Source organism: Promicromonospora kroppenstedtii DSM 19349 (assembly GCF_000515355.1).
Taxonomy (GTDB): domain Bacteria; phylum Actinomycetota; class Actinomycetes; order Actinomycetales; family Cellulomonadaceae; genus Promicromonospora; species Promicromonospora kroppenstedtii.
Map to the genome: position 1 here is coordinate 1725 of NZ_KI911691.1, position 895 is coordinate 2619.

General features: G+C 73.4%; 1 protein-coding gene. It reads left to right on the forward strand.

Going from position 1 to position 895, the window contains the following annotated elements; genetic code table 11:
* Window positions 1–726, forward strand: a 726-nt coding sequence (locus tag PROKR_RS16575) for an NAD-dependent epimerase/dehydratase family protein (protein ID WP_036964826.1), incomplete at its 5' end; no start/stop codon positions are given.
* Window positions 727–895: the final 169 nt, after the last annotated feature.

The window sequence follows — 895 nt, forward strand, 5'->3', positions numbered from 1 at the left end:
CGGGTCCTGGCGGCAGCCGCCCGCGCCGGGGTGCGCCGCGTGGTAATGACGTCGTCCCTCGCCGCCGTGAGCGCGGCCGCCTCGCGCGCGGGCGACCGGCGGTACACCGAGGAGGACTGGAGCGACCCGGACCGGGTAGCGCCCTACGCGAAGAGCAAGACGCTGGCGGAGCGCGCGGCCTGGGGCTTCGCCGCGGACCATCCCGAGCTGGAGCTGGCGGTGATCAATCCAGGACTCGTCCTGGGTCCGGTGCAGCACGCGGCGTCCGGCACCTCGGTGTCGCTGGTGCGCAGGCTGCTCGGCCGGGAGATCCGCGCGGTCCCTGAGCTCGGCTTCGCCCCGGTCGACGTGCGGGACGTGGCACGGGCGCACCGGCTGGCCATGGAGGTGCCCGACGCTGCGGGCCAGCGGTACATCTGCGCCGGCGACAACCTGTGGTTCGGCGACATCGCACGGATCCTCGACGAGGAGTTCGGGCCGCAGGGGTACCGCGTGCCGCGTCGCAGGATGCCGTACTGGCTGCTCTGGACGGTCGGCCGGTTCGACCGCGAGGTGCGGCTCGGCCTCGACTTCGTCGGCAGCGCGGAACTCGTCAGCGCGGAGAAGGCGCGCCGCGAGCTCGGCTGGAGCATGCGGCCCGTGCGGGAGACGCTGGTCGACACCGGCCGCAGCCTCGCCGAGCTGGGGCTCGTCCGGCCGCGCCGTGCCGTGCGGACGACGGCCTGAGGCGTCCTCTCGGGAATGTGGCTGGGCGGTCGGCAGTTTGCGCCACGAACTCGGCAGTTTGCATCGAGGTCGGCACAGGCCTGAGCCGACCTCGATGCAAGCTGCCGACCTTGTAGGAAACTGCCGCCTCAGCGCAGCTGCCGACCTTGCAGCGCCCGCAGGCGCCGCT